The 21,680-nt window shown below is 41.8% G+C and carries 17 protein-coding genes; 11 read left to right on the top strand and 6 right to left on the bottom strand.

Going from position 1 to position 21,680, the window contains the following annotated elements:
* Positions 1-33: 33 nt before the first annotated feature.
* Entirely contained in the window at positions 34-840 is an 807-nt protein-coding gene (locus G602_RS0122495; protein WP_196808757.1) for a Cof-type HAD-IIB family hydrolase, read from the bottom strand.
* A gap of 1 nt (position 841) precedes the next feature.
* Entirely contained in the window at positions 842-1,768 is a 927-nt protein-coding gene (locus tag G602_RS0122490; protein ID WP_026661045.1) for a NifB/NifX family molybdenum-iron cluster-binding protein, read from the bottom strand.
* A gap of 212 nt (positions 1,769-1,980) precedes the next feature.
* On the opposite strand from G602_RS0122490, the gene G602_RS0122485 reads away from it, so the two are divergent.
* The 3 genes from G602_RS0122485 to G602_RS0122475 all read left to right on the top strand — a co-directional run bounded on the left by G602_RS0122485 (position 1,981) and on the right by G602_RS0122475 (position 5,284).
* Positions 1,981-2,832: a PHP domain-containing protein gene (locus G602_RS0122485; protein ID WP_026661044.1), complete on the top strand. Its 852-nt coding sequence runs from the start codon at positions 1,981-1,983 to the stop codon at positions 2,830-2,832.
* 75 nt (positions 2,833-2,907) lie between these two features.
* Positions 2,908-3,918, top strand: coding sequence for a LacI family DNA-binding transcriptional regulator (locus tag G602_RS0122480; protein ID WP_026661043.1), 1,011 nt, complete (start codon positions 2,908-2,910; stop codon positions 3,916-3,918).
* Positions 3,919-3,952: 34 nt separating this feature from the next.
* A complete protein-coding gene (locus G602_RS0122475; RefSeq protein WP_026661042.1) occupies positions 3,953-5,284 on the top strand; it encodes an MFS transporter in 1,332 nt (443 codons plus the stop codon).
* A gap of 123 nt (positions 5,285-5,407) precedes the next feature.
* Here G602_RS0122475 and G602_RS0122470 read toward each other — a convergent pair whose 3' ends face one another.
* Complete coding sequence (locus tag G602_RS0122470; RefSeq protein WP_026661041.1) at positions 5,408-6,280, bottom strand: phosphoribosylaminoimidazolesuccinocarboxamide synthase; 873 nt, start codon at positions 6,278-6,280, stop codon at positions 5,408-5,410.
* Between the two features lie 62 nt (positions 6,281-6,342).
* Complete coding sequence (locus tag G602_RS0122465; RefSeq protein ID WP_026661040.1) at positions 6,343-7,983, bottom strand: ABC-F family ATP-binding cassette domain-containing protein; 1,641 nt, start codon at positions 7,981-7,983, stop codon at positions 6,343-6,345.
* Between the two features lie 265 nt (positions 7,984-8,248).
* Here G602_RS0122465 and G602_RS0122460 point away from each other — a divergent pair, with 265 nt between their 5' ends.
* From G602_RS0122460 to G602_RS0122450, 3 genes are all read left to right on the top strand, one after another.
* Positions 8,249-9,133 carry a glycerophosphodiester phosphodiesterase family protein gene (locus G602_RS0122460; protein ID WP_242835705.1) on the top strand — a complete coding sequence of 295 codons (885 nt, stop codon included), beginning with the start codon at positions 8,249-8,251 and terminating at the stop codon, positions 9,131-9,133.
* Positions 9,134-9,239: 106 nt separating this feature from the next.
* Positions 9,240-11,876: a pyruvate, phosphate dikinase gene (gene ppdK, locus G602_RS0122455; RefSeq protein ID WP_026661037.1), complete on the top strand. Its 2,637-nt coding sequence runs from the start codon at positions 9,240-9,242 to the stop codon at positions 11,874-11,876.
* 229 nt (positions 11,877-12,105) lie between these two features.
* Positions 12,106-14,517 carry a glycoside hydrolase family 3 protein gene (locus tag G602_RS0122450; RefSeq protein ID WP_026661036.1) on the top strand — a complete coding sequence of 804 codons (2,412 nt, stop codon included), beginning with the start codon at positions 12,106-12,108 and terminating at the stop codon, positions 14,515-14,517.
* 355 nt (positions 14,518-14,872) lie between these two features.
* Here G602_RS0122450 and G602_RS0122445 read toward each other — a convergent pair whose 3' ends face one another.
* Complete coding sequence (locus tag G602_RS0122445; protein WP_026661035.1) at positions 14,873-15,172, bottom strand: hypothetical protein; 300 nt, start codon at positions 15,170-15,172, stop codon at positions 14,873-14,875.
* 126 nt (positions 15,173-15,298) lie between these two features.
* On the opposite strand from G602_RS0122445, the gene G602_RS0122440 reads away from it, so the two are divergent.
* From G602_RS0122440 to G602_RS0122420, 5 genes are all read left to right on the top strand, one after another.
* Complete coding sequence (locus G602_RS0122440; RefSeq protein WP_026661034.1) at positions 15,299-16,195, top strand: metallophosphoesterase family protein; 897 nt, start codon at positions 15,299-15,301, stop codon at positions 16,193-16,195.
* A 163-nt stretch (positions 16,196-16,358) separates the two neighbouring features.
* Positions 16,359-16,643 (top strand): co-chaperone GroES, encoded by a 285-nt coding sequence (locus tag G602_RS0122435; RefSeq protein ID WP_026661033.1) that lies wholly within the window; start codon positions 16,359-16,361, stop codon positions 16,641-16,643.
* A 15-nt stretch (positions 16,644-16,658) separates the two neighbouring features.
* Positions 16,659-18,281: a chaperonin GroEL gene (gene groL / locus G602_RS0122430; protein ID WP_026661032.1), complete on the top strand. Its 1,623-nt coding sequence runs from the start codon at positions 16,659-16,661 to the stop codon at positions 18,279-18,281.
* A 221-nt stretch (positions 18,282-18,502) separates the two neighbouring features.
* Entirely contained in the window at positions 18,503-18,748 is a 246-nt protein-coding gene (locus tag G602_RS0122425; RefSeq protein ID WP_026661031.1) for a DUF6171 family protein, read from the top strand.
* A 29-nt stretch (positions 18,749-18,777) separates the two neighbouring features.
* Positions 18,778-20,298 (top strand): alpha-N-arabinofuranosidase, encoded by a 1,521-nt coding sequence (locus G602_RS0122420; RefSeq protein WP_026661029.1) that lies wholly within the window; start codon positions 18,778-18,780, stop codon positions 20,296-20,298.
* A 115-nt stretch (positions 20,299-20,413) separates the two neighbouring features.
* On the opposite strand, the gene G602_RS0122415 is transcribed toward G602_RS0122420, so the two are convergent.
* Complete coding sequence (locus G602_RS0122415; protein ID WP_026661028.1) at positions 20,414-21,631, bottom strand: iron-containing alcohol dehydrogenase; 1,218 nt, start codon at positions 21,629-21,631, stop codon at positions 20,414-20,416.
* Positions 21,632-21,680 lie beyond the last annotated feature (49 nt).

The raw sequence follows: 21,680 nt of genomic DNA, 5'->3' as shown, positions 1-21,680 counted from the left end.
TGAAAGCAATAAGAACTGAGTAAACATATTACATTATATATTGTTTAACAGAATAGAGACCAAACCATCGTTATTATTATCTGTCTCTGTAATAATATCAGCTGCTTCCTTTACCATTGGGACAGCGTTCATCATGGCAACACCAATTCCCGCTGCCTTAATCATGGAAACATCGTTCTCCTCATCGCCCGCAGCAATTGTATTTTTATAGGAGATGCCTAAGTGGTCTGCAAGCCTTGTAACAGCACTTCCTTTTCCTGCCTCAGAATTGAAAATTTCAAGATAGTATGGATTTGAATAAAGGGTAGTAATTCTGCCATTACCAAGCTTATCAACCTCATCCTTAAAGCGGTCAATCTTTTCTTTATCATGGAGTTCGATTCCGATAATCTTACATGGAACATCAGTAAGCTCAGAACATATATCGTCCGTTATGATATACGGAGTATGAATAACCCGTCTGTAATATGAGAGCTCTTCATCCTCTGCAGGGCTTATGAGTTTTTCATCATTGTAAGTATGACAGTGAATGCCATGCTCCCTGGCCAGTGCAAATATCTGAGGAACCAGATCAAAAGGAACCCCTGTCCTGTATACATCTTTTTTTGTGTCACAGTCATAAATCTCAGAACCATTAAAAGATATAAGATAGCTCCCCGGGAAAAAGAGGTCATTCTCAAGTTGCACAGCTTTTGCGCTATCGAGCGCGCGTCCTGTACTTATGGCGAAGTGATTACCTGCTGCCGTGAATCTTTTAAGAGCATCCATAGTAGCAGGTGATACCTTCTTTTCTTTAGTTAGTAGTGTTCCATCTAAATCGGTAAAGAAAATTTTACTCATATTATTTAATCGCAACCAAATCAATCTTGAAGTTAAGAGCTTTTCCGGCCATCTCATGATTAGCATCGAGTGTTATTGTGCTGTCTGTCTTATCAGTAACAAGAACAGGAAAAGGTCTTCCGTACATATCCTGAAGATATACCTGCTGACCAACAGCAAGATCCTCTGAGCCGGGAAGCTCTGATATTTCTGTAGTAAAAATAGCCTCAGGATCTCTTTCACCGTAAGCTTCTTCCGGCTCAAGGTGAATCTCTAAAGTTTCACCCTCATCCATGTTAGCAACAGCAGCATCAAAACCGTGTATCATCATGCCGGCACCACAGATGAATTCAAGAGGCTCACCTCTGTCATAAGAGGAATCAAACTGAGTACCATCATCAAAAGTTCCTACATAGTGAGTACGACAGATTTTTCCAACATTTTTCCCTTCGATAGAAGGAGCAGAGTGACAACCTGAACAGCCTGCACATCCACCTTCATTGCATCCGCCACATTCTTCATCGTCTCCGTGAGAACCACAGCTTCCACAGGAAGCTTCCTCATCATGACTTCCGCATGAATGACCATCCTCATGATCACCGCAGGTGTGCCCCTCTCCGTGGTGATCGCAGTTAACGCCTGTGCTCTCAAGCGCGCCTTCAAGATATGCTTCTACAGCTTCATCTGTATTTCCTGAGGCTCCTGCGCATACTTCAATACCATTGTCTGTAAGAGCTGTCATTGCTCCGCCGCCAATGCCGCCACAGATAAGAACGTCTACCTCCTCCCCGGCAAGAACGTTTGCAAGAGCGCCGTGACCCTGGCCGTTTGAGCTGACTACTACAGAAGAAACAACCTTACCGTCATTTACTTCATATATTTTAAACTGCTCGGAGTGTCCAAAATGCTGGAAAACTTCACCGTTATCATAAGTTACTGCAATTTTCATTTGTAAAAATCCTTTCTAAACATACAAGTAAATCAATATGTATTTGAACGCATACAATTTCAAAATGATACCACATTTAAACAGGATATTCAAATTCTGTCATATGCTCGCATTGAATACACCATCACGCTTGGGTATAATGATATATGTACTGATTTTGCATTTACTTATGGAACAATGAGAGCACAAAAAATAATGAAAGAGAAAACATTATGAAAACAGTAGATTTGCATACACATTCAACTGCATCAGACGGAACCTATTCACCTACAGAGCTTGTAGATTACGCTGTAGAAAAAGGCCTTTCAGCACTTGCACTGACTGATCATGACACAGTATGGGGGCTTTCAGAGGCAATGGAGAGGGGCGAGATGTATCCTGACCTCGAGATTGTGCCGGGAATAGAGTATTCAACAGTACATAATGGTAAGGATGTTCACATAGTCGGGTTATACATAGACTACAAGGATCCTAAATACAAAGCCAGCCTCAAGGAATTCGTTGACTCCAGAGTAAACAGAAATCGTAAGATGTGCGAGAAGCTGGCAGAGGCTGGAGTGCCTATCACCTTTGAGGAACTTATTGAGATGAATCCCGGAGCAGTTATTACCAGAGCACATTTTGGAAAACTACTTTATGCTAAGGGATATGTTAGCAGTGTTAAGGAGGCTTTCGAAAGATATGTCGGAGACCACTGTCCCTGTTATGTTCCGAGAGAGAAGATAACGCCTCAGATGGCAGTAGAGCAGATTCTTTCCGCGCATGGCGTACCTGTTCTGGCGCATCCCGTATTATATGGCTTGGGTAAAGATGCCATGGATGAGCTTGTTCATTCTCTTAAGGATGCAGGTCTTGTTGCAATAGAGGCTCTTTACGGGACATATACTGCTCAGGACGAGCGTGATATAAAAGCCCTTGCCCATAAGTATGATCTGCTTATAAGTGGTGGTTCCGATTTTCATGGAGCTAATAAGCCACATATTGATCTTGGAGTCGGTACCGGTAGAATGGTTATACCTATGGAGGTGCTGGACCGTATTAAGGAATATGCCGGAAGAACATGACTATATTTGTTTTTCAACCAAGAGGGAATATATATAAATACATTCTAAGGAATGACAATAAACCGGAGTCAGTAAATGAACATAAAAAAAATAGCACAGCTGGCAGGCGTAAGTACTGCCACTGTGTCCAATGTAATGAATGGGAATTTTGGCAAGGTGTCTGCCGAAACCCGTAAGCGGATAGAAGACATCATTAAGGAAACAGGATATAAGCCCAATGTTATGGCCAGATCACTTGTAAAAAAGGAAAGCAGGCTTATAGGTGTTGTTGTGCCATACATGGGAAAAGATGACACATTTTTCAACAATCCATACAATGCACATATAATCGCGGCGCTGGAGCAGGTAATCAGGAGCCGTGATTATTATATGCTTCTAAGATGTGTAGGGGATCCGAATGAAATAGTAACGGTTCTTTCCTCCTGGAATGTTGATGGTGCACTTTTCCTTGGGATTGTTAAGGAAGAGGTTCATGAAATCAAGCAGAGTATAGATATTCCAATGGTTTTTCTGGATACCTATGCACCTGATGAAAAAATAGTAAATGTCGGGATTGAGGACTACAGAGGCGGTTATCTGTCTGCACGATATCTTATAGGAAAAGGACACAGGAAAATTGCTCTTGTTTCACCGGTTATTTCAGAGGATGGAGTTATAAGGGAGCGTTACAACGGCTTTGCGGATGCATGTAAGGAAGCCCGTATTGAATTTACGGATAAGGACATTTTTAATACTGATACTTACTATAAAAATGCGATTCAGGTAGGTCAGGATATAGCTTTTGGCGGAGGACAGTATACCGCAATCGCATGCATGTCAGACCTTGTTGCCTTCGGTGTTGTAGAGGGACTTAAGCAATGTGGACTTAAGGTGCCAAATGATGTTTCTGTAATAGGATTTGATAACCTGACTGACTGTGATCTTGTAACACCGAAGCTTACATCAATAGCACAGGATATAGGATTGAAGGCTCAAAGGGCAGGAGATCATCTCTTTAAAATGATCGGTGGGGCTGATTTTGTTTTTGATGAACGATTGCCAATAAGAGTAGTGGAGAGACAGTCTGTTCAAAATATAGGGGAATAAGGAAAAAAGTTTAATTACCGGGGGATACAACATAATGAAGCTTAACTATAAGAGAACGTTTCTTATTGGACTTGCATTCATGTCCATCTGCTCGTTCTGGCAGTTCTATGATAATGAGATTCCAAAGATTCTGACTTATCATTATGGACTCGGGGAGACCTATACTGGCGTTATTATGGCACTTGATAATGTGCTTTCACTTTTTATGCTGCCTTTTTTCGGTTCACTTTCAGATAAGGTTAATACGAAAATTGGAAAAAGAATGCCCTTTATTATTGCCGGAACGGCAGTTTCATCGGTGCTCCTTTTTACGCTTATCTATGTGGCTCATATAGGGGATAATCTTGCTCTTTTTATAGCAATATTACTATTCCTATTGATATCCATGGGAACTTACAGATCCCCTGCGGTAGCGTTAATGCCTGAACTTACTCCCGCAGTTCACAGAAGTAAGGCAAATGCAATAATTAACCTTATGGGAACGCTTGGAGCCGTATACACACTGGTTATGATAAAGCTGCTCCTTAAGTCGGCAGAGAACGAGGCAGACACAAATTATATTCCCCTCATGCTGTCGCTTGTGCTCTTTATGATTATGACCGTTGTTATTTTGTTCATTACTATTCCTGAAAAAAAGCTTATGACGAAGGTTCGTGAAGGTGTGGAGGATTTTGACGGTGAAGGCGGACTTATCGGTAAGGAACTTTCAGAAGCAGATGAAATAAAAAAAGATGGATCAGCTAAGGAAATGCTTACAAAGGAAGTAAGAAGGAGTATGACTTTTCTGCTCCTATCCGTATTTTTGTGGTTCACAGCCTACAATGCAGTAACAACCGCTTTTTCAAGATATGTGACGGAAGTATGGGATCTTCACAATGGTGCATATGCTGACTGTCTGATGGTTGCAACTGTTACTGCAGTATTGGCGTACCTTCCTATAGGAACCATGTCCGCGAAAATCGGGCGAAAGCGCATGATACTTATAGGTGTTGCACTGATGTTTATTTGTTACCTGGCAGCCGCTCTTATGACTACCTTTAATCCGATAATGAATATATATTTTGCAATCATTGGAATCGGCTGGGCAGCTATCAACGTAAACTCATTTCCGATGGTAGTAGAGATGGGGAGAAGTTCTGTTCTGGGAAAATATACAGGACTTTATTACTCATTTTCCATGGCAGCACAGGTATTTACACCGATCTTCTCAGGTTTCCTACTTGAACATGTCTCTTACAGAACTCTGTTTCCTTATGCAGGTGTATTCTCGAGCCTTGCCTTTATAACAATGCTAATGGTAAAACATGGCGATACTAAGCCACTGAAAAAGAAGAGTATTCTTGAAAATTTTGATGTAGAAGATTAAAAAAGCCCCTTTATCCTTGCCTTCCCCGCTGGGGGCGCTAATCGTCAGGGGGACGATTGTTCAGCGCGGACCGAAGCGGAGCGAAGACATGTGGCACGAAGTGCCGGATGAGGGGATTTTTTTTTAGAAAAGCTTCTTACCTGTTAACAGCTCATATGCTTCTTCATATTTTGCAATTGTTTTATCAATTACATCCTGGGGAAGATTGTAATCGCTTTCCGGATTAGCTTTAAGCCAGTCTCTTACAAATTGCTTATCGAAAGAGGGCTGTGACTTTCCGGGCTCATAACCTTCTACAGGCCAGAAACGGCTGCTGTCGGGAGTGAGCATCTCATCTGCAAGAACAACTTCACCTTCTTCGTTAAGACCAAACTCAAACTTGGTATCAGCGATGATGATGCCTCGAGTGAGAGCGTAGTCTGCACATTTTTTATAAAGTGCGATGGTATAGTCACGAAGTTTCTCGGCATATTCCTGACCATGTCCGGGGAAATCTCTCTCCAGAACTTCTATTGAACGGTCAAAATCAATGTTTTCATCATGATCACCTATCTCTGCCTTTGTGGAAGGAGTATAGATGGGTTCAGGGAGCTTGTCACATTCCTTAAGGCCCTCAGGGAGCTTTATTCCACAAACAGTTCCGTTTTCCTTGTAACTGTTCCAACCACTGCCTGTGATATATCCGCGAACGATGCACTCGATAGGAAGCATTGTGAGCTTTTTGCAGAGCATGCTGTTGCCGGTGAATTCAGGCTTTCTGAAAAACTCGGGCATGTCAGCTGTATCTGTGCTGATCATGTGGTTACTTACGATATCCTTCGTGTAGTCGAACCAAAACTTTGACATCTGGGTGAGAACAGTACCTTTTTTCTCAACCTTGTTCTTAAGTATTACATCAAAGGCGGAGATTCTGTCGGTTGCTACCATTATAAGAGCATCACCTACATCGTAAATCTCACGAACCTTTCCTTCTTTTACCGGACTATATTCCTGCATACTTCCTCCCTTCGGCGCATCGCGCAATTAACAATTGTATTTATGATAATCAGATTGAAAAATCAATCATCATTATCTTCATCTTCGTTAGTACTGTAAACGGTACGTTTTCTTGCCATTGCATCACTTTCAAGGTACTCATCGTAAGTAGAGCGCTTGTCAATAAGTGAGCCGTCAGGCAGGATTTCCATTATTCTGTTTGCTGTAGTCTGAACAACCTGGTGATCACGGCAGGCAAAAAGTTCAACACCGGGGAACTTTATCATACCCTGGTTAAGTGCTGTGATGGACTCCATGTCAAGATGGTTTGTGGGCTCATCGAAGATAAGGCAATTAGCACCGCTTATCATCATCTTGGAGAGCATACATCTAACCTTCTCACCACCGGAGAGAACCTTGACCTTCTTAACACCGTCTTCACCGGCAAAGAGCATTCTTCCGAGGAAACCACGGACATAGGTGACATCCTTAACTTCTGAATATCCTGTAAGCCACTCAGTGATAGTGTAATCGTTATCAAACTCGGCTGAGTTGTCCTTAGGGAAGTAAGCCTGTGAAGTTGTTACACCCCATTTATATGTTCCTGAGTCGGGCTCCAGCTCTCCTGTAAGAATCTGGAAGAGAGTGGTCTTTGCAAGCTCGTTGCCGCCAACAAAGGCGATTTTGTCGTCATGCTGAACAACAAAAGAGATGTTATCAAGAACCTTCTCGCCGTTAATTGTCTTGCTGATTCCATCTACTGTAAGGACCTCATTACCGATTTCTCTTTCAGGTCTGAAATCAATATAAGGATATTTTCTTGAAGAAGGCTTAATGGTATCGAGCTCGATCTTTTCAAGAGCCTTCTTACGTGAAGTAGCCTGCTTACTCTTACTTGCATTAGCTGAGAAACGGGCGATGAACTCTTTAAGTTCCTTAATCTGTTCCTCTTTCTTTTTGTTTGCTTCCTTCATCTGGCGAATCATCAGCTGTGAAGACTCATACCAGAAGTCATAGTTTCCGGCATAAAGCTGTATCTTGCCATAATCAATATCAGCGATGTGAGTGCATACTTTATTAAGGAAGTAACGGTCATGAGATACAACGATAACTGTATTTTCAAAATTGATAAGGAATTCCTCAAGCCATGCAATAGCGTCCATATCCAGGTGGTTGGTAGGCTCGTCGAGCAGCAGAATGTCGGGATTACCGAAAAGCGCTCTCGCAAGGAGAACCTTGACTTTCTGATTACCATCAAGTTCCTTCATAAGCTTGTAGTGAAGCTCTGTCTCAATTCCAAGTCCGTTAAGGAGGCTTTCTGCGTCAGATTCAGCTTCCCAACCGTTCATCTCTGCGAACTCGGCTTCGAGCTCACTTGCACGGATACCATCCTCATCTGAGAAATCTTCCTTTGCATAGATAGCTTCTTTTTCCTTCATGATTTCATAAAGGCGGGCATTACCCATGATAACTGTATCAAGAACAGTGAATTCATCATACTTGAAGTGATCCTGTTCCAGGAAGGAGAGACGCTGACCCGGTGTTATTACCACATCACCGTTTGTGGTCTCGAGCTTACCGGATAATATCTTAAGAAAAGTGGATTTTCCGGCACCGTTGGCACCAATAATACCATAGCAGTTGCCCTCGGTGAACTTTATGTTTACATCTTCAAACAGAGCCTTCTTACCGACTCTAAGTGTGACATTGTTTGCACTTATCATGCTTTGGATTCCTCCGAATGTGTTTCTTCTAATAATATGTAACCAACATGGTATTATATTTGATAGCTATGAAAAAAGCAATTAGCAATATGCCATTTTAAATATTAGAATTCTATAAATGGATGTTTTTTGCATTTTTAACGAAAAATCTCGTTTTTTTGTCGAAAAAGTCTTGACATTTTATTTTTTTATACTTGTCAAAACTAAAGTTAGATATTAAAATATCAAAGGCGTTTTAAATAAAGGTACGCAGGAAGTCAGGTAGTTGGATTTGAAGATTCTTCTGATTATAGTAATAATTTTGGTCGTTCTTTACCTTTTGGCAATCATGCCACGTATGATTGGAAGACCGTCTGCCGACAAACTTCTTGTTCAGAACCTGTACGCTCACAGAGGATTGCATGATAACAGGACCACAGCTCCGGAGAATTCCATGGCTGCTTTCAAGAAGGCTGTTGATGCAGGGTATGGAATAGAGCTGGATGTACAGCTTACGAGGGATGGGGTTCCCGTAGTTTTCCATGATTTTACATTGGCCAGGGTGGCCAGATATGAAGAAGGACAGGCTCCTGAGAACGCTGTTCTGAATGAGGATGGTTCTTATGGAGTTGCAGGTAAGGTGATCGACTATACCTATGAAGAGCTTCAGCAGTTTCATCTGCTTGACTCTGAAGAGAAGATTCCGAAGTTTGAGGATTTTCTTAAACTGGTAGATGGTAAGGTTCCGCTTATTATTGAGCTGAAGATAGAACTTTTTGATGCCAGAGTATGTCAGGTGGTTGACAGAATGCTTCGGGATTACCGCGGCGCTTACTGTATAGAATCCTTTAATCCGCTTGGACTTTGGTGGTTTAGAAGAAACCATAAGGAAGTGTTCAGAGGGCAGCTCTCTGAGGAATTTTTCAGAGAACCTGAGAAGCTTTGGCACACACCGGTTTACTATCTGCTTGCTTTTTTGATTTTTAACTTTTTGACAAAGCCTGATTTTGTTGCCTATAACCATGTTTATGCAGGCAATCTTTCCAGAATGATATGTCATGGACTGTATAAAAATACAGCTGCGGCATGGACAATCAGAAGTCAGGATGAGCTTGAGAAAAATCGCGGCAGATTCGATATCTTTATTTTTGAGGGATTTATTCCTTCATGAACAGATGGTAATTACTATGTCGCATCATAGTTAATTATATAAAAAACAGTAACATTAAATGGAAAGGGTTTTACCGAATCAGATAATCGGTAAGAAAGGTAGTGAAATGGCGAAAAAATACGTTTACATGTTCAGCGAAGGCGACATGACCATGAGAAACCTTCTCGGCGGTAAAGGTGCTAACCTTGCTGAGATGACATCAATCGGTCTTCCTGTACCTCAGGGCTTCACAATTTCTACAGAAGCTTGCACACAGTACTATGAAGATGGTCGTAAGATCAACGACGAGATCATGGCTCAGGCTATGGAAGGTGTTAAGAAGATGGAAGAGATCAACGGCAAGAAGTTCGGCGATCTTCAGAATCCTCTTCTTGTATCAGTTCGTTCAGGTGCTCGTGCATCTATGCCTGGTATGATGGATACAATTCTTAACCTTGGTCTTAATGACGAGGTTGTTGCTGCAATGATCAAGGGCAATCCTGATCCTGCATTCGAGCGTTTCGTATATGATTCATATCGTCGTTTCATCCAGATGTTCTCTGACGTTGTTATGGAAGTAGGTAAGAAGTACTTCGAGCAGCTCATCGACAAGATGAAGGAGCAGAAGGGTGTTAAGTTTGACGTAGATCTTACAGCAGCTGATCTTAAGGAGCTTGCTGAGCAGTTCAAGGCTGAGTACAAGAATCAGCTTGGTTCTGATTTCCCTTCAGATCCTGTAGAGCAGCTTAAGCTTGCTATCGAGGCTGTATTCCGTTCATGGGATAACCCTCGTGCTAACGTTTATCGTCGTGACAACGATATCCCTTATTCTTGGGGAACAGCTGTTAACGTAATGCCTATGGTATTCGGTAACCTTAATAACGAGTCTGGTACAGGTGTTGCATTCACACGTGACCCTGCAACAGGTGAGAATAAACTTATGGGTGAGTTCCTTATCAACGCTCAGGGTGAGGACGTAGTTGCCGGTGTTCGTACACCTATGCCGATCGCTCAGATGGAGAAGGAATTCCCTGAAGCATACGCTGAGTTCATCAAGGTTTGTGATACTCTTGAGAACCACTATCACGATATGCAGGATATGGAGTTCACAGTTGAGAACAAGAAGCTTTACATGCTTCAGTGCCGTAATGGTAAGAGAACAGCTCCTGCTGCTCTTAAGATCGCTTGTGACCTTGTTGATGAGGGACACAAGACTCCTGAAGAAGCTGTAGCAATGATCGATCCTCGTAACCTTGATACACTTCTTCATCCTCAGTTTGACGCTGCTGCTCTTAAGGCTGCTACTCCTATGGGTAAGGGCCTTGGTGCATCACCCGGTGCTGCTTGCGGTAAGGTTGTATTCACAGCTGATGATGCTGTAGCATGGGCTGAGAGAGGTGAGAAGGTTATCCTTGTTCGTCTTGAGACATCACCTGAAGATATCACAGGTATGAAGGCTGCTCAGGGTATCCTTACAGTTCGTGGTGGTATGACATCACACGCTGCCGTTGTTGCTCGTGGTATGGGTGAGTGCTGCGTTTCAGGATGCGGCGACATCAACATGGACGAGGAGAATAAGAAGTTCACACTCGCTGGTAAAGAGTTCCACGAGGGAGACTTCATCTCTATCGACGGTACAACAGGTAACATCTATGATGGTGTTATTAAGACAGTTGACGCTCAGATCGCTGGTGAGTTTGGACGTATCATGGATTGGGCTGACCAGTTCAGAAAGCTTAAGGTTCGTACAAACGCTGATACACCTGCTGATGCTAAGAAGGCTCGTGAGCTTGGTGCTGAAGGTATCGGTCTTTGCCGTACAGAGCACATGTTCTTCGAGGAAGACAGAATTGCTGCATTCCGTGAGATGATCTGCTCTGACACAGCTGAAGAGAGAGAAGCTGCTCTTGAGAAGATCCTTCCTTACCAGCAGAAAGACTTCAAGGCTCTTTATGAGGCACTTGAGGGCTGCCCTGTAACAATCAGATTCCTTGATCCTCCGCTTCACGAGTTCGTTCCTACAACAGAGGAAGACATCAAGAAGCTTGCAGATGCTCAGGGTAAGAGCGTAGAGGACATCAAGGCTATCATCGCTTCTCTTCATGAGTTCAACCCTATGATGGGTCACAGAGGATGCCGTCTTGCAGTTACATATCCTGAAATTGCTAAGATGCAGACTAAGGCTGTTATCCGTGCTGCTCTTGAGGTTCAGAAGGAGCATGCTGACTGGAACGTTAAGCCTGAGATCATGATTCCTCTTGTATGTGAAGTTAAAGAGCTTAAGTTCGTTAAGAAAGTTGTATGTGAGACAGCTGATGCTGAAATCGCTGCAGCTGGTGCTAAGCTTGAGTACGAGGTTGGTACAATGATCGAGATCCCGAGAGCTGCTCTTACAGCTGACGAGATCGCTAAGGAAGCTGATTTCTTCTGCTTCGGTACAAACGACCTTACACAGATGACATTCGGATTCTCTCGTGATGATGCTGGTAAGTTCCTTAACGCTTACTATGATGAGAAGATCTTCGAGAATGATCCTTTCGCTAAGCTTGACCAGACAGGTGTTGGTAAGCTTATGGAGATGTCACTTAAGCTTGGAAGACCCGTTAACGGAAATCTTCATGTTGGTATCTGCGGAGAGCACGGTGGAGATCCTTCATCAGTTGAGTTCTGCCACAAGATTGGCCTTGACTATGTTTCATGCTCACCTTTCCGTGTACCTGTTGCTAGACTTGCAGCAGCTCAGGCAGCTATCGCTAATAAATAATATTAGTTTTCAATGTAAAACTAATGTACTCGGCAAAATGACAAATAGTCGGGCATTACCCTTTTGGGTAATGCCCGGCTTTTTTTGCCTTTGAGGAATAATAAATTTTGATTTAATTAAAATTCAGAGATATTTTTCATACATCTAACTTTTTTGATATAGATTCCAATGTGAAATAATTATAATGATTTTAATAAAAATGGGTATTTATGTATGGAGGTAATTTACAATGGAAAAATGGACACGTGTTAAATATCATCCCAATCTTCCTTTACGAGAGGATGGTGTGAAGGTTACTGCATCCAAGGAGCATATCGAAAACTCTAAGAATGCTGCAAAAGAGGGTATGGTACTTCTGAAAAACGAGAAAAAGACTTTACCATTTGCAAGAGGACAGAAGGTTGCCCTTTTTGGAAAGGCAACAATAGATTATGTAAAGGGAGGCGGTGGATCAGGTGATGTTACGGTTCCCTATGTTACCAATCTTGCAGAAGGCTTTAAGAAACTTGGCTCACAGGTTTCATTGTTTGAGGACTCAATTGAGTTTTATGAGGATTATGTAAAGGAATTGTATAAAGAGGGCAGGATGCCCGGACTTATAGCAGAACCGGAGATTCCTGAGGAAATTCTGACTAAGGCAAAGGCTTTCACTGATACAGCTGTTATTTCGATAAGCAGATATTCAGGAGAAGGATGGGACAGAAAGAGCGACAAAATTATTGACCGTAAATTTAAAGGCGTAGACCAGAATCTGATAGATGTTACAAATACTATCTTTGAAAGAGGTGATTTTTATCTTTCAAAGGCAGAAGAGAGTCTTGTTAAAAAGGTCAGCGCTGCTTTTGAGAAGGTAGTGGTAGTCCTGAATATTGGTGGAATGTTTGATGTTTCATGGATTAAGGATAGCGAGAGCATAGATTCTGCCCTTATCGCGTGGCAGGGAGGCATGGAAGGCGGACTTGCTACAGCAGAGCTTTTATGCGGACTTGGTAATCCCAGCGGTAAACTTGCAGATACTTTTGCGAGAAATCTTTCAGATTATCCGGGAACAGAGCATTTCCATGATTCGGATGATTTCGTTGAGTACGAAGAAGATATCTATGTGGGCTACAGATATTTTGAGACAATAAAAGATGCTTCCGATAAGGTAATGTATCCGTTTGGTTTTGGACTGTCCTATACAGACTTTAACATAAATCGCGTTAAGGTAAAGGAAGAGGATGACAGGATCACTGTAAAAGCTAATGTCACAAATATCGGCAAGTATCCGGGTAAAGAAGTAGTTCAGATATATGTTAGTGCTCCGCAGGGGAAACTTGGTAAGCCGGAGAAGACACTTGTGGGATTTAAAAAGACAACGTTACTTGAGCCCGGACAGACACAGAGAATTATAATTGAATTTCCTGTAGGAAATTTTGCATCTTATGATGATTTAGGGAAAATACAGAAGTCTGCATATGTCCTGGAAAAAGGAAAATACAAGCTATACATAGGAACCGACGTAAGAAGTGCAAAATATGCTGAAGAAGATTACGTGTTGGATGAAAATAAGGTTGTATGTCAGCTTTCAGAAAAAATGGCACCGGTAGCTTTGAAGAAGAGACTACTTGCTGATGGTTCATATGAGATGTTAGAGCAGGGTGATGCATCTAAATATAATGAGAATGCACTTACTCCAATACCGGATGATGAGCTTGAGGGAATGTCCCCTGCTGTACGTGCTGAAAAGTCAGTTAACCGTTATATACCTGCGGATAAACCGCAGCTGATTGATGTAACTACAGGCAAAATGACACTTGATGAATTCATAGATGTCTTATCGGATGAGGATATTGCATGGCTTGTAGGGGGACAACCCAACACAGGCGTTGCTAATACCTTTGGATATGGAAATAATAACGAATTTGGTATTCCTAACGTTATGACAGCTGATGGACCTGCAGGTCTTAGAATCCAGCCACAGGTTGGTGTAAAGACTACTGCCTTTCCCTGTGCAACCCTTCTTGCATGTACCTGGGATCCTGATGTCGCAGAAAAGGTCGGAATTGCCGGAGGAGAAGAGGTTAAGGAAAATAACATCGGAGTGTGGCTTACACCTGCCATGAATATTCACAGATCTCCTTTATGTGGAAGAAACTTTGAATATTATTCTGAAGATCCTTATCTTACCGGAAAAATGGCTGCAGGAATGGTCAGAGGAATTCAGAGTAACCACATTGCAGCAACTATAAAACATTTTGCCCTTAACAATAAGGAGACAAATCGAAAGGACAGCGATTCGAGAGCATCGGAGAGAGCTATTCGAGAGATATATCTTAAAGGTTTTGAAATCGTTGTAAAAGAGGCTCATCCCTGGAGTATTATGACTTCTTATAATATAATTAATGGAAGACGTGCATCAGAAAATGAGGATATGATAAATGGAATCCTCCGTGGAGAGTGGGGCTTTGATGGTATGGTTACCACTGACTGGTGGACACACGGCGAGAATTATAAGGAATGTAAAGCAGGTAATGACATGAAGATGGGCTGTGGATATCCTGACAGAATATTAGCTGCTCTTGAAAAAGGCGCCATTACACGAGAGAAACTTAACACGGCAGCCAGAAATATCCTTACGCTAATATTAAGGATTGATTAAGTCATAATACAGAGGAGTGTATGGAGAAAGACAAATTTGTTTATACAAAGGACTGCATTGAGAAAGACTGATTGTTCATACAAAGGACTGCATTGAGAAAGACTGATTGTTCATACAAAGGAGTGTATGGAGAAAGACAAATTTGTTCATACAAAGGACTGCATTGAGAAAGACTGATTGTTCATACAAAGGAGTGTATGGAAAAAGCCTAATTATTCATACAAAGGAGTGTATGAAGAAAGACTAATTGTTTATACAAAGGATTAGCATTATATAGAAAAGATGTATGGTTATATAAAAAAGCCTTCCCCCTTCCAGGGGGAAGGTGTCAGCGAAGCTGACGGATGAGGGTGCTCTACCCCTCCTTAACAACAACCTTACCACCATTCTTTATACTATCCTGCTCCAATAATTCAACGGCAGTTGCTGCTATTTCATAATACATGGCAGCATTGTCGCCGATTTCGGACATTTTCTTCATATTATTTTCGCAGAATTTTTTTGCCTCTGCGATATCGGTCGGAGAGAAAACCTTACTTCCGATGTACAATGTTCCTGTAGAGGGATCAAAGTGGGAATCTTTTTTCTTGGCTTCGCCACTCATGCCCATAACGCCTGCTAAGGAACGGATTAACTCTTCACGATTGCCAGCCATAATTGTCCTCCATTTATAGAAATCAGAACCAGAAATTTATTATTTATTTTCGCACAAAGGGTATTTTTTGACTATTAACTGCTTATTATAAAAATATAAAAACTTGAATATGAATTGGAGTAACTGTTGGATATAGCGATATTTAGTGACATTCACGGCAATGACAGCGCTTTTCAGGCGTGCATAGACTATTGCATGGGGAAGGGAATTACAAATTACATATTACTCGGTGATTTTATATCCGATTGTCCCGGTGTACAGAAGACTATGGAACTTGTTTACGTTTTAAAGCAGTATTTTCAGTGCTATATAGTTCGGGGAAAACGTGAAGAGGATATGCTGGGCTATAGGAAAAATCATGAAAATGGCTGGAGTAAGGGTTCCGGTAGCGGGGCACTGCTTTATACTTATGAACAGCTTACGGAAAAAGACCTTAATTTTTTTGATAAACTTCCGATTTACGGTATATGGAATCCCAAGGGAGTGCAAGGCTTTGAGTATTGTCATGGGTCACCGGGTAGTGTTTCCGAGCTTTTGTTTGCGGATAGAAGAAGCACAAAACGAGTTCTTAACAGGATGAGCACAAACATACTCATTCATGGTCATACACATGTCCAGGAGAGCTTTTCATACAGAGGTAAGCGATCAGTAAATCCGGGAGCGCTTGGTCTTCCGAGAAATAAAAAATGTGATGCGGAGTTTGCTATTATTCACAGTGGCAAATCAGGATGGGAAGAAGAGCTTATTCAGGTAAAATATGACAGACATGAAATTTTAAAATCATTTCAGACAAGCGGGCTTATGGAGTATGCACCCGCCTGGGCTGCCGTTACCATGCATACAATCAGGAGTGGAATTGACCTGAGTGAGTCCATTCTCCTTCAGGCCATGAAGCTTTGCGAAGAGGATAGGGGAATTGTCAGATGGCCCAACATTCCGGAGATGTATTGGGCAGAGGCGCTTAAAAGAAATTACATAGATCTTTCCGGAAAAGATATACCAAGACCTAAACCACACGCATGAAAAATGTGAATAAATTGGGAAATATTCAAATATCCTTAAGTGGGGTATTGCATTTTTTTATGTGTGTGGTAATATATTTTTTAGTGATTAGCACTCAAAACTAACGAGTGCTAACAATTTAAAAAGTGAATAACACAATGAAGATATAAAGGAGGCAATTGTAATGAAGTTAGAACCACTTGCAGACAGAGTCGTACTTAAGGCACTTGAAGCTGAGGAGACTACAAAGTCAGGAATCGTTCTTCCCGGTGCTGAGAAGGAGAAACCGCAGCAGGCTGAGGTTATCGCTGTAGGCCCCGGCGGTATCGTAGATGGTAAGGAAGTGAAGATGCAGGTTAAGCAGGGAGATAACGTAATCTATTCCAAGTATGCCGGAACAGAAGTTAAGCTCGATGACGTTACCTACATCATTGTTAAGCAGAACGATATTTTAGCTATTATTAAGTAATGGAGGCATTTTAAAATGGCAAAGACAATCAAATACGGCGCTGACGCCCGCACAGCTATGGTAGAAGGCGTTAACAAGCTTGCAGATACAGTAAGAGTTACAATTGGTCCTAAGGGAAGAAATGTAGTTCTTGATAAGAGCTATGGTGCTCCTACAATTACAAACGATGGTGTTACTATCGCTAAGGAAATTGAGCTTGAGGATGCTTATGAGAACATGGGTGCTCAGCTTGTTAAGGAAGTTGCTACCAAGACTAACGACGTAGCAGGTGATGGTACTACAACAGCTACAGTTCTTGCACAGGCTATGATCAATGAGGGTGTTAAGAACCTTGCAGCAGGTGCTAACCCGATCGTTCTTAGAAAAGGTATGAAGAAGGCTACAGATGCAGCTGTTGAATCTATCAGCAAGATGGCTACAAAGGTTAAGGGCAAAGATCAGATAATGAGAGTTGCTGCTGTTTCTTCAGGTGATGACGAAGTAGGTCAGATGATCGCTGATGCTATGGAGAAGGTATCTAACGATGGTGTTATCACAATCGAGGAATCTAAGACAATGCTCACAGAGCTTGACCTTGTAGAAGGTATGCAGTTCGATCGTGGTTATATTTCAGCTTACATGGCTACAGACATGGACAAGATGGAAGCTAACCTTGATGATCCCTATATCCTTATCACAGATAAGAAGATTTCTAACATCCAGGATATTCTTCCTCTTCTTGAGCAGATCGTTAAGACTGGTGCAAAGCTTCTTATTATCGCTGAGGATGTTGATGGTGAGGCTCTTACAACTCTTATCGTTAACAAGCTTCGCGGAACCTTCAATGTTGTTGCTGTTAAGGCTCCCGGCTATGGTGATCGCAGAAAGGCTATGCTTGAGGATATCGCTATCCTTACAGGCGGTAAGGTAATCAGCTCTGATCTTGGTCTTGAGCTTAAGGATACAACAATGGATGACCTTGGACGTGCAAAGAGCATCAAGGTTGAGAAGGAAAAGACAACTATCGTTGATGGTCTTGGCGACAAGGATGACATTAAGGCAAGAGTTGCACAGATCAAGAAGCAGATCGAAGATACAACATCTGATTTCGATAGAGAAAAGCTTCAGGAGAGACTTGCTAAGCTTGCAGGCGGTGTTGCAGTTATCAGAGTTGGTGCTGCTACAGAGACAGAGATGAAGGAAGCTAAGTACCGTATGGAGGATGCTCTCAACGCTACAAGAGCTGCTGTTGAGGAAGGTATCATCTTTGGTGGTGGTAGTGCTTACATTCATGCTTGCAAGGATGTTGCTAAGCTTGCTGATACTCTTGAAGGTGATGAAAAGACAGGTGCCAAGGTAGTACTTAAGGCACTTGAGGCTCCTCTTTTCCACATTGCTAACAACGCTGGTCTTGACGGATCTGTAATCGTTAACAAGGTTAAAGAGTCTAAGCAGGGAATCGGCTTCAATGCTTATTCAGAAGAGTATGTTGACATGGTTAAGGATGGTATCATTGATCCTGCCAAGGTTACAAGAAGTGCTCTTCAGAATGCTACATCTGTTGCATCAAGCTTCCTTACAACAGAGGCTGCTGTTGCTACAGTTAAGGAGCCTGTACCTCCGATGCCCGCTGGCAACCCTGGAATGGGAATGATGTAATCTTTAATGATTGAACATCATTTATAAAAATATATAGAATATAATTCTACAGAAATTAGAAAAGACAGCTTATCAGGTAATACTTGAATAGGCTGTCTTTTTTATTTTACATAGAGACTTCTTTTTTAATAAATATAGCAAGAATTGTGTTGAAAATGACAATCATCCATGCTAAGATTGTAAAATAGTTTAGATAATGCTAAAAGATTAAATGGTTTAATATGGATAATAGGGTATGCAAACATTGCCTTCTTCGAGACATAGAGGGTGAAGAGAAAGAAATGATACGCAAATATAAGGATGCCATTATGGCTGAAGACAGAGTAGCTGATGCAGAGTATGAGAGACGACTTGGCGTTTGCATGAACTGTGATAAGCTGTCAATTGGCACCTGCCTTGTGTGTGGCTGCTATGTTGAGCTGAGAGCATTGGGGGTAGTTGCTCATTGTCCAAAGAAAAAATGGTAAATGACTAAAGTTAAGAGGAGGTAATTACATTGGCAAAACTACTAATTAACAACGAAAGCAGGAAATCCAGAATAGCTCCTGAAATTTACGGACATTTTTCAGAGCATCTTGGAAGATGTATCTATGAAGGTCTTTATGTAGGTGAAGACTCTGATATTCCGAATGTTAATGGTATGAGAACAGATGTAGTTGAAGCACTTAAGGAGATGAAGATACCTGTTCTTCGCTGGCCCGGAGGATGCTTCGCTGACGAATATCATTGGATGGATGGTATTGGCCCTAAGGAAAAGAGAAAGAAAATGATCAACACACACTGGGGCGGTGTAGTTGAAGATAACAGCTTTGGAACACATGAGTTTTTTGAATTAACCAGGCAGCTTGGTTGTAAGACATATGTTAATGCCAATCTCGGTTCAGGAACAGTAAGAGAGATGAGTGAATGGGTTGAATACATGACCTTTAATGGAGTTTCACCCATGGCTGATCTTAGAAAAGAAAATGGCCATGAGGAACCCTGGACAGTTGATTACCTTGGTGTAGGTAACGAGAACTGGGGCTGTGGTGGTAATATGAGACCCACACATTATGCTGATGAATACAGAAGATATCAGACATATGTAAGAAATTATAATGGTGCAAAGCCTATCCAGAAGATTTGCTGTGGACCTAATGTAGATGATTATAACTGGACAAAGAATGTTCTTGAGACATGCTTTGATCATACACCACCGCAGTTCCATGGCTTTATGGATGGCCTTTCACTTCATTATTATACGCTTCCTGAAACTGAGGATGACTGGAACTTTAAGGGATCAGCTACACAGTTTACTGAAGAAGTATTCTATCAGACCCTTAAGAGAAGCTCCTTTATGGAAGAACTAATCAGAAAGCATGGAGCTATAATGGACCAGTATGATCCGGATAAGAAGATTGGCCTTATGGTTGATGAGTGGGGTATCTGGACTGATGTTGAACCCGGAACTAATCCCGGTTTCCTTTATCAGCAGAATACAATGCGTGATGCTCTTGTTGCAGGTATGAACCTTAATATCTTCAATAAGAATTCTGATCGTGTAAAGATGGCATGTATCGCACAGCTGATCAATGTCCTTCAGTCAGTAATGCTTACTGAGGGAGAGAAGATGATAAAGACTCCCACATATTATGTATTCAAGATGTTCAGATATCATCAGGGAGCTAATCTTCTTGGCAGCGAACTTCTCAATAACAGTAGTGTTGGTGAAGGAAAAAATGAGCTTCCGAAACTCTTCGAATCTGTTTCAGAGGATGAACAGGGCTTTGTAACAGTAACACTTACAAACAATTCTCTTGAAGCATCAGAAGAAGTAGAGATTGCATTTACAAATGACGGCGGAAAGTATGATGTATCAGAAGCTGTTGTGGTTACAGGTAAGATGGCTGACCATAATACTTTTGAGAATCCTGAAGTTGTAAAAGAAGCTGAGTTTAAGGATTACAGTAAAACAGATAATGGTATTAAAGTTACCATACCTGCATGCTCAGTGCTTATGCTTCGTCTTAAGAAATAATATTTAAAAAGAAATCAAAAAGGTTCAGCTCCTATGTGGGCTGAACCTTTTCTATACCTAAAATATTAAATTCAATGATAAATAGAAAAATAGATTCTTAGTAAGTAATCCCAAATTAGAAATCTACTTCAGTATCATAATAGCAGCACTTAAGGAGCTTTTCCATCTCTTCCTGACTGGGCTGACGAGGATTGGAGCCTGTGCAGGCATCAAGAATGGCATTAGCTGCGATATCATGAAGTCTCTCAAGGAATATGTCTTCAGGAACAAATCCGACTTCAGCCGGAAGTCCGTCAGCACCATAGTGATTGATGCTGTGAGGAATATTCAGAGCATCATTCATCTTGCGAAGATAATCGATGAGAAGCTCAACCTTCTCGTCATCATCCTTTCCGCCGAGGTGCATGTAATCAGCGATAACACCATAACGCTTCTTGGCAGTGGGATCCTTTGCATTAAATGCTACAACTTTGGGAAGATACATAGCATTAGCTGCGCCGTGGATGATATGAGCACCGAGATCTGCAAAAGCAGCACCGGTCTTGTGTGCCATAGAGTGAACAATACCAAGAAGAGCATTGGAGAATGCCATTCCGGCAAGGCACTGAGCGTTGTGCATAGCATCTCTTGCGTCCATATCCTCATTGTATGACTTAACGAGAGTCTTCTGAATCATCTCAATTGCGTGAATGGCAAGAGGATCTGTGTAGTCGCAGTTAGCTGTGGAAACATATGCTTCAACAGCATGTGTCATAGCGTCCATACCTGTGTGAGCAACAAGCTTTTTAGGCATTGTGTGTGCAAGCTCAGGATCTACGATAGCAACATCAGGGGTAATCTCAAAGTCAGCGATGGGGAATTTGATTCCCTTCTGATAATCAGTGATGATTGAGAATGCAGTAACCTCTGTAGCTGTTCCTGATGTTGAGGAAATAGCGCAGAACTTAGCTTTTGTGCGAAGCTTCGGAAGACCGAATACCTTGCACATATCCTCAAATGTGGTATCAGGATATTCATACTTGATCCACATAGCTTTTGCAGCATCAATAGGAGAACCGCCACCGATAGCAACGATCCAGTCAGGCTGGAACTTCTGCATGGCTTCGGCACCCTTCATAACTGTTTCAACGGAAGGATCAGGCTCAATTCCTTCAAAGAGCTCAACTTCCATTCCTGCTTCCTTTAAATAGTCTTCAACCTTCTGGAGAAATCCCCCTCTTTTCATGGATCCGCCACCGGTGCAGACCATAGCTTTTTTGCCCTCAAAAGTCTTCAGCGCTTCAAGTGCGCCTTTTCCATGATAGATATCTCTGGGCAGTGTAAAACGTGACATACCAATACCTCCTTAAAATGTTGTAAATAATAAAAAGTAACCCATTAAT

The organism is Butyrivibrio sp. AC2005 (genome assembly GCF_000424145.1).
Taxonomy (GTDB): Bacteria; Bacillota; Clostridia; order Lachnospirales; family Lachnospiraceae; genus Butyrivibrio.
This window is presented reverse-complemented; position numbering and strand designations above follow the sequence as displayed.